The organism is Phaeodactylibacter luteus (assembly GCF_007993045.1).
GTDB classification, from domain to species: domain Bacteria; phylum Bacteroidota; class Bacteroidia; order Chitinophagales; family Saprospiraceae; genus Phaeodactylibacter; species Phaeodactylibacter luteus.
On sequence record NZ_VOOR01000168.1, the window covers coordinates 1 to 742 of the forward strand.

The 742-nt window shown below is 56.7% G+C and carries 1 protein-coding gene; it reads right to left on the bottom strand.

Annotated elements, in window-relative coordinates; genetic code table 11:
• The coding region (locus FRY97_RS22590; protein WP_170254855.1) for an Ig-like domain-containing protein at positions 1-742 on the bottom strand (742 nt) is incomplete at both ends.

Genomic DNA, 742 nt, shown 5'->3' on the forward strand with positions numbered 1-742 from the left:
CACATAGAAGGTGCCCGCAAGGGTCTCGTCGAACAATACCGCCGACACACCGTCTACGTCTACCACATCTCCGTCGCGCTGCAGCAGGGCTGCACGCGTGGCTACGACCGTTGCCGGGTTGTTCTCATCGCGGAGCTCTATGAACACCCAGTCGACTATCGAGTTGTTGCCGTAATCCCCAAATACACTTGGCCCGTCGATGGACTCGCCACCGCCTTCGCCGAAATGTACAAATCCGGTCATGCCAGAGTATGGCTCTGTTGCAGGCAGGAGGCCCTGCTGCCGCAGGTCGTCGCGCATCAATGGCACATCAGGGAAGAAGCCGCTCGTCTCTACCAGGGCGCCCTGCAGATAAACGCGGGGCAGGATGCGGATGAATATGGTCTGCACATTGATCAATGCGACCGCTGTATCGCAAAGCGGCATCAGCGCATCGTCATCGCATACCTGATAGGACAGAGAGTCGGCACCGTTGAAACCGGCATTCGGAGTATAAGTGAAGGTGCCATCAGGGTTGAAAGAGAGCGTACCGTTCTCTACATCTTCCAAGAGCGTGAAGATCAGGTCGCCGTCGGGCGTCTCTATGTCAGAGTCGTTCAGCGACACATCCCCCGTAGAGGTCTCATCTTCGTTGAAGGTATAGTTGTCGTTCATCGCTACCGGCGCATCGTTCACCGGTGTCACGTCATAGATGATCACCACGGTGTCCATGCCCCCGTTGCCGTCGTCAACGATCTTGATG